The sequence below is a fragment of the Streptomyces sp. NPDC059900 genome (assembly GCF_050270335.1).
GTDB lineage: Bacteria > Actinomycetota > Actinomycetes > Streptomycetales > Streptomycetaceae > Streptomyces.
Genome location: NZ_JBNNJZ010000400.1, coordinates 1 through 7,516, shown reverse-complemented (window position 1 = coordinate 7,516; position 7,516 = coordinate 1). Strand labels below are relative to the sequence as shown.

Genomic DNA, 7,516 nt, shown 5'->3' with positions numbered 1-7,516 from the left:
TCGACGTGGAGGTCGGCGTCTTGTTCGTCTGCGTGTAGTGCTGGTAGGTGTGGAGGTGCGGCTCGTTGAACGGGGCGGGCTCCTCGGGGGCCTGCTCCTCGCTTTCGTCCGGCGGCAGCTCCGCGAGGTGTTCCAGGAGCAGCTCGCCCTGGCCGTGGATGTTGCCGATCGCCACGAGCGAGGAGTCGGGGCCGAGCTGCGCGAGGATCTGATGCATGAACTCCTCGGGGTCGCGCCGGTCGCCGCCGAGGTCCACCGCGCGCCCGCGCCACTCGGCGGGGATCGCATCGATGGCGGACTTGGCGGGGTGGCCGATGACGAAGACCTTCTCCGGCCGGAGATCCGGGATGATCTCGCCCATCTGGCCGTTGCGCTCGACGCGGTCGGGACGGCAGTTGATGACCACGTGCAGCGGGCGGTGGATGGCGCCGAGGTCGAGCAGCTGGTTGATGTTCATCAGCGTCGACTCGGGGTCGTTGGCCGCGAAGACGTTGGCGAAGCGCACCTTCTTGCCGTCCTGGGTGGCGTACCGCTCGACCGAGAGGACACCGGGGTCCGGCGGGGCGTCGTACATGCCCTGGAGTGCGACCTCGCGGCCGACGCCGAGGAGCTCGGCGACCTTGAGCGCGATCGCCACGTTCTCCTTGAAGGTGAACCAGCTGAAGCCGCGCAGCTCGTCGTCGGTCACCGTCTCGGGGTCGGCGTAGATCAGCCGGCAGTTCCGCGCGTCGGCCTCCTCCTGGAGGATGTCGAAGCGGTCCTTCTCGGCGGTGACGCAGATGCCGTCCTCCGGCATGGAGCGGCACAGGGAGCGCGCCACGTCGTCGAGGGTGGGGCCCATCTCGGCGAGGTGGTCCTCGCGGACGTTGCAGAGCACGCCGATGGTGGAGCGGATCAGCTTGGACTGGTTGATCTCCTGGAGCGCCGGCATGACCGCCATGCACTCGATGACCAGGGCGTCCGGGTTGTACGCGGCGGCGCGCCGCACGATGCCGATCTGCTCGACGACGTTGGCGATGCCGAACTTGCGGTAGACGGGCTCCTCGGTGGCGTCCGGGTGGATGAACCGGGCCGCGGTGCCGGTGGTCTTGGCGACCGTGTTGAGCCCGCCGCCGCGCAGGGCGCCCGCGCAGAGACGGGTGATGGAGGATTTGCCGCGGATGCCGTTGACGAGCACCCGCGAGGGTATGTGCTCCAGGTTGGCGAAGTGCCGCCGCTGTTCGACGATCCCGGCGGCGAGCAGGATGGCGCCGCACACCACGAGCACGGTGTAGAGGAAGAGCACGGGGTTCAGTTCCTTCCGGCGAGGCCGGCCGTGACGCCGTCCCGCTTGCGCTGTGTGCCCGTCGGCAGCTGCTGCCTGATGAGTTCCAGGCTGCGGGTGACGGCGCCGACCTCGTCGTGGTGGCGCGGGTAGAGGACGGTGCGGCGGTCTCCGTCGGCGAGTGCCTCGGCCTGGTCGGCGAGGTGCCGCAGCGGCCGTACGACGACGATGTGCAGCCAGCCGAGACAGGCGGCCGCCGCGGTGATGCCGAGCAGACCGGCGAGTACGGTGCGGTTCTGCAGGCTGTACTCGGGGATGGCGAGGCCGGATGCGGGCTGCCAGGTGACCACGGTCCAGTTGAGGGCCTGGGCGACGCCGCCGCCCGCGAACGGGGCCGCCGCCGCGATCCGGACGTCGCCGCCGTCCCGGTGCAGGGCTCCTTCGGCGCGCGGCTTCTCGACGCCCTTGCCCGCGACGGACTTCGCGAGCTCGGTGATGCGGCCGCCGGGCAGGTCCTGGAACTCGCGGTAGCCGGTGTTGGCGCCGATCACCCGGCGCTTGTCGTCGACGACGCGGACCTCGCCGAGGCCGGGGCGGCCGAGGAGCGAGTTGAGGAACTCGATGCGGAACTCGCCGACCACGGCGGCGCCCTTGCGGCCCGGCACCTCTGCCGTGCCGAGGATCACCGGCTTCTTGCCGCCCTCGTCGATGACCCGGACCGGCTGCGTGGACGCGCCCTCGCCGGCCGGGCTGCGGGGGTCGTCGCCCGCCTCGGCGAGGACCTTGCCCGAGGCGTCGAGGACGTACAGGGACTGGTAGCGGGTGTGCTGGTGCAGGGTGCCTTCGAGGACCTTGGTCATGTCCGCGGCCTCGGTGCGGTCCCCGATGAGGGTGGCGACGGAGGTGAGGTCGGCGTGGCCTTCGTTGAGGGCGCGGCGGACCCGGTCGGTGAGGGTGTCGGTGCGCTCGCGCTGGTCGGCGACCATCTGCTGCGGTATGTCGACGCCGCCGCCCGCGCGGTTGAGCAGCAGCATGAGCGGCGCGGACCAGGCGAGCAGGAGCACCGCGCAGACCGCGAGGAGCGTGCGGCTGCCCCGCTTGCCGCGGCGGGCCGGACTGCCCTGCTGGTCGGCGGGCGCGCCGAGCAGCTGGCGGCGCAGCCGTTCGAGGGCGACGCCGATGCGGGCGGCCTCGCCGCTGCGCGGCACGGAGACCGGCCGTTCGAGGTCGCCGCGGGTGAGCCTGCGGCCTTCCAGGAACAGCTGGATCAGCGGGCGCTGCACGGTCCGCAGGAGCAGGAAGACCGTGACGCCGCCGATGAGCAGCAGGGCGGCCGCGGCGAAGAGCCCGAAGGCCGAGCTGTGGGTGGCCGTCCGGTCCTCGGTGACCGGGACCATCGCGACGACGGAGAGGCCGAGCTCGGTGGCCATGGTGGTCTCGCCCGCTTCCGGCGCGGCGAGGCTCGCGTACCCGGCGACGGCCCGTTTGCCGTTCTGGCCCTCGCCGGTGAGGTGGCCGCTGACGCCCGCGAAGCCGCCGGAGCCCGGCTCCTTGGACATGATCGGGTGCTCGCGGGTCTTCTTGGCGGCGGACGTGGCGAACGTCTTGAGCTGCTCCTCGGACCGTTTGATCTCCTCGCGCCGGTCGTCGCCGACCTGCTCCGGCTCGGGGATCCCGTCCTGGCTGAGGACGCTGCCGTCATGGCTGACGACGGCGATGGAGCGGGACGTGCCGAGGCTGATGCCGGGGAAGCGCAGGCTGCTCGACGCGACGAGGAGCTGCTGCGGCTCTCCCTTCCAGGTGAGCAGGGCGAAGGAGAGCAGGCGCGTCTCGCCGTTCTCCAAACGCACCATGCGCGGGTCGAGGCCGTCCTTGTCCGCGAGCTTGCCGCGGTCGACGGCGGTCAGCGGCAGATTCTCGCCGCGGGCGGCGAGGAGCTTGCCCGAGGAGATCTCGACGACCGCGGTGCCCATCCACTTCTGGTAGACGCTGCCGATCTTGTCGAGGACGGCGTCCGCGGGGACCGGGTCGCCGGCGCTGAAGAGCTCGGCGGTGCGGGTCAGGTCGGTCACGGATTCGTCGATGGAGGCGCGCAGGGCGATGGCGCCGTCTTCGGCGAAGTGCTGCTGGGACGACTTGACCGCCTTGGGTACGGCTTCCTGGCCTGCGCGGCCGAGGGTGAGGGCGGTAATGCCCGCGAGGGCGAGGAGCAGGACCGACAGCACGGCGATCGGCGGACGTATGCCGCCGATCAGGGACATGTCGGTCCTTCGGCGGACCTTGTGCCGCCGCTTCGAACGCGAAGCGGCCAAGGGGGGCTCCTCTCCTGGATTCACGCAGGAACGTGAAGTGGCGCGGGTACATGAGGTGACGCGGGTACGTGTGGTGACGCGGGTTCTTGCGGTGACGCGGGGACGTGAAGTGGCGCGCGGCCGCGCAAGCGCAGAGTGATGCGTTCCGGAGAGCTTGGACCTACGAGACAACCGAATGGATGCACGAGATATGGGAAATGTGAGCTAGGTCGCGCCGAACGTCCTACCTCCCTTACGTCAGGAGACGCACTCCCTCTCCGCCGGGCGCCGCAGGCGCGCCCTTATCGTCGTAGCACCATGGAGCACTGCCGCACTCCCCCACCGGGCCGATGACGATCGCAAAGAAGCTCTGCGTCCTCGCCGTCACGACGGCCGGGATACTCGGCCTCGTGCGGTGCGCGGGCGACCCCTCGGACGAGGACCGGGAGCCCGCCGGCCGCAGCCTGGAGCGGCTGGTCACCGACTACACCTCCGGCTTCCACGAGGACAGCGGGTACCGGCTTCCCACGCGCGACGAGCGGCGCACGATGGCCGCCGGTGTCGCGCTGCTCCTCGACCGCGAGCGCGCGGCGGCCGAACGGCGCCTTGCCGACGTGGACTTCACGGTGCGCACGGTCACCGATCCGGCAGGCGGCCGGCGGTTCGCCGAGGTCGCCGACCGCTCCGAGGACGGACCGGCGCCACGCGGCTGGGGGCGCGTCTACATCGACCTCGACTCACCCGTGCGCTGGTCGGCGCAGATCCCGCACCCCGTCGCCGACCGGTGCACCGAGCGGCTCGGCGCGGAGCTCCTGAGCCGCTCCCCCGGCGGCGTACTGGTGGTCGCGGGAGCACATCGCAAAGCCGGGCGCGGTGACGGGGCGGATGTGGCGCACCGCAGGGACAGCGTCTTCCACGCCATCTGCGCCGAACTGGCGCGCCGCGGGCTGCCCGGCGTGCAGCTGCACGGGATGGACGACGACTCCGCGCCGGAGCACGACGTCGTCGCCTCCACGGGCCGGGGCAGGCAGGCCGTCGCCGAGGGCCGCGACCTCGCGGACGCACTGCGGGAGCAGGGCTACGACGTCTGCCGCGCCTGGGCCAGGTCCTGCCCCCTGGCGGGCCGCTCCAATGTGCAGGGCCGGACGGCCGCGGCGCACGACGTGCCGTTCCTGCACATCGAGTTCGGCCACCGGATACGCGAGGACCGCGCCCGCTCCACGGAGGCGGTCGAGGCCCTTGCGGACGTCACCCGCACCTGGCGGCGCGACGAGTAGCCGCCCGCCCCCGTTCCGGCCGCCTCCTCACGGCCCCTGCCCCGCCCGCGCGTACACCACCGCTCCCTCCACCCGCAGCACCGGCCGGTAGTCCGCCGCGAGCACCCGTCGCAGGGACGGCACCCTGGCCGGGCCGTACGGCTTGCCCCGGGAGTCGTCGACCACCAGCGCCGGCGGGTGGCGCCGCAGCTCTTCGCGGAAGACGGGCCAGGCGCCGTCGACCGCGTACTTCTCCCCGACCTGCGGCCCGTTGCGGCCTCCGCTGTAGTTGGTGAGCAGCCCTGCCGTGAGGTAGCGGCTGGCGGGGGCCCGGTCGGCGAGCCAGTACGTCTCGGGGTGTATCCCCCACACCAGGACCTTGTCCCCCGGCCCGGTACTGGCCGCGACCGCCTCCGCGACCCGCGCCGCGTGCGCCAGTTCGGGCCGCGGCGCGAGCAGGCCCCAGGCCAGGAACACCGCGCACGAGCACCCCGTGACGACGAGCGCCCTCACCGTGCGCTCACGCGGCAGGCTCTGCAACGCCGCCGTGCCCAACAGGGCCAGCGGCGGCATCAGTTGCAGGTAGTAGTGGCCGAAGAAGTGGAAGCCGACCAGTACCGCCGCCGCCGAGGAGGCGAGCCACAGCCACAGCTCCGCCGCCCCGGTGCGGGCGACGCGCAGGACACGTACGACCGGCGGGATGATCCCCGCACAGGCCCCCGCGAGGACCGCCGCGTTCACCAGGCCCCGCCCGAGCACATGGAGTTCGGAGCCGGTGAAGGAGGCGTAGGCGCCCGAGCCCGTCACCGTCCAGAACAGGAAGCCCGAGGGGTCGGTCAGGAGGGCCGCGGCGACGAGGGGACCGCACAGGCCCGCCACGAGGCGCACCGCGCACCACCGGGAGGCCCCGGCACGCCACAGCAGCCAGGCCACCGGCAGGAGCACCGCTCCCCCGGTCTGCTTGGCGAGGAACGCACAGGCCACCGCCGCGCCCGCGGCGCCCCATCTGCGGCGGTCCGCGCACCACAGGGCGGCGGCCGTGCCCGGCAGCATGAAGATCTCGAAGGTGGCCGCCTGGGCGTCCTGCGGGTTCAGGCCGATCGAGATCAGGAGGTAGAGCACGCCCGCGGTGCGGCCCGCCCGCTCCCCCCAGCGCCGCCGGGCCAAGGAGGCCACGAGCACCGCCGTCAGGAGCTGGGCGGCGACGGCGAGCACCTTGAGCGGCAGGAGCGAGGAGTCGCCGAAGAGGGCGAAGGCCCCCTCGTACAGCCAGGGGACGAGCGGCGGTTTGCGGTCGACGACCGTCTCGTAGAGCTCGCCGCCGTGCGCCAGTATCCGGGCCTGTACGGCGAGATAGCCCTCGTCGGGGTTCCACAGCGGCCACCGCAGAGAGGGCAGCCGGGTCACGCAGGCCAGGGCGGCGAGCAGCGGGAGCAGACGTGCCCAGTAGGCGCCCCTGCGCCCGGGGACGCGCTCCCCGGGCGCACTTGCCCTCCGAAGGGCGCTTACGGAACGTAGCGATGCGGTGGGCTCGACGAGCATACGGTGCACGCTATCCGGCCCCGCAGTCCCTGCCGGAACGGGACATACGGGGCCGGAGGTGAAGGAGTGCCGAAGAGTGCCGGAGGGCGACGGCTACCGTGCGTCGCCGGCGTGCGGGTCGCGCTGGTGCAGACGGCTGTGCGAACGCCCGTACACGAAGTAGATCACCACGCCGATGACCATCCAGACCGCGAACCGCAGCCAGGTCTCCGCGGGCAGGTTCAGCATCAGCCACAGGGAGGCGAGCACCGACAGGATCGGGACGAAGGGCACCAGCGGAGTGCGGAAGGCGCGCGGCAGGTCGGGGCGCTGCTTGCGGAGCAGGACGACGCCGACGGCGACCACCACGAAGGCGAACAGCGTGCCGATGTTGACCAATTCGGCCAGTTCGTCGATGGAGGTGAAGCCCGCGACGATCGCGACGATCCCGCCCAGCAGCAGCGTCGAGCGGTAGGGGGTGCCGAACGTGGGGTGGACCTTGGAGAAGGTCAGGGGCAGCAGTCCGTCGCGGCTCATCGCGAAGAAGACGCGGGTCTGGCCGAGCAGCAGGATCATGCAGACCGAGGTCAGGCCGACCGCGGCGCCGAAGCTGATCAGGCCCGCCCAGAAGGGGTGCCCGACGGCCTTGAAGGCGTCCGCCAGCGGTGCGTCCGTGGAGAGTTCGGTGTATTTCTGCATGCCCGTGACGACGACGGAGACGGCGACGTACAGGATCGTGCAGATGAAGAGCGAGCCGAGGATGCCGCGCGGCACGTCACGCTGCGGATTGTGCGTCTCCTCCGCGGCGGTGGCGACGATGTCGAAGCCGATGAACGCGAAGAAGACCACGGCCGCCGCGGTGAAGATGCCCATCACGCCGAAGTGCGAGGGCGTGAAGCCGAACATCAGCTGGACCAGGGGCGCCGTGATGCCGCCGCCGCCCTCGGCGGGCTCGGACGGCGGGACGAAGGGGTCGTAGTTGGAGCCGGTGATGAAGAGGGCGCCGACGATGACGACCAGGAGCACCACCGTCACCTTGACGGCGACGATGACATTGGTGACCCGCGAGGACAGCTTCATCCCGGCGACCAGGATGCCGGTCAGGACGATCACGAGCAGGCAGGCGAGGAGGTCGAAGCCAAAGGAGCCCTCGTGGGTTCCGCTCAGCCCCTGCGGCAGATGCC

5 protein-coding genes are annotated in these 7,516 nt (G+C 71.9%); 1 reads left to right on the top strand and 4 read right to left on the bottom strand.

Going from position 1 to position 7,516, the window contains the following annotated elements; translation table 11 throughout:
- A partial coding sequence (gene pgsB / locus ACQKIP_RS33975; RefSeq protein WP_427745027.1) for a poly-gamma-glutamate synthase PgsB occupies nucleotides 1-1,285 on the bottom strand: 1,285 nt, incomplete at its 3' end.
- Between the two features lie 5 nt (nucleotides 1,286-1,290).
- On the bottom strand, nucleotides 1,291-3,525 hold the full coding sequence (locus ACQKIP_RS33970) for a HAMP domain-containing protein (protein ID WP_427745028.1): 2,235 nt from the start codon (nucleotides 3,523-3,525) through the stop codon (nucleotides 1,291-1,293).
- A gap of 380 nt (nucleotides 3,526-3,905) precedes the next feature.
- Here ACQKIP_RS33970 and ACQKIP_RS33965 point away from each other — a divergent pair, with 380 nt between their 5' ends.
- Nucleotides 3,906-4,832, top strand: coding sequence for a hypothetical protein (locus ACQKIP_RS33965; RefSeq protein ID WP_365858480.1), 927 nt, complete (start codon nucleotides 3,906-3,908; stop codon nucleotides 4,830-4,832).
- A gap of 27 nt (nucleotides 4,833-4,859) precedes the next feature.
- Here the strand turns inward: ACQKIP_RS33965 and ACQKIP_RS33960 are convergent, their stop codons facing one another.
- Together ACQKIP_RS33960 and ACQKIP_RS33955 are read right to left on the bottom strand one after the other, a co-directional pair.
- Nucleotides 4,860-6,353 (bottom strand): ArnT family glycosyltransferase, encoded by a 1,494-nt coding sequence (locus ACQKIP_RS33960; protein ID WP_365858478.1) that lies wholly within the window; start codon nucleotides 6,351-6,353, stop codon nucleotides 4,860-4,862.
- Between the two features lie 93 nt (nucleotides 6,354-6,446).
- A partial coding sequence (locus ACQKIP_RS33955; protein ID WP_427745026.1) for an amino acid permease occupies nucleotides 6,447-7,516 on the bottom strand: 1,070 nt, incomplete at its 5' end.

Coding starts and splice junctions, on each gene's coding strand:
- ACQKIP_RS33970 (WP_427745028.1), bottom strand. CDS start 3,525: ATGTCCCTGATCGGCGGCATACGTCCGCCGATCGCCGTGCTGTCGGTC.
- ACQKIP_RS33965 (WP_365858480.1), top strand. CDS start 3,906: ATGACGATCGCAAAGAAGCTCTGCGTCCTCGCCGTCACGACGGCCGGG.
- ACQKIP_RS33960 (WP_365858478.1), bottom strand. CDS start 6,353: ATGCTCGTCGAGCCCACCGCATCGCTACGTTCCGTAAGCGCCCTTCGG.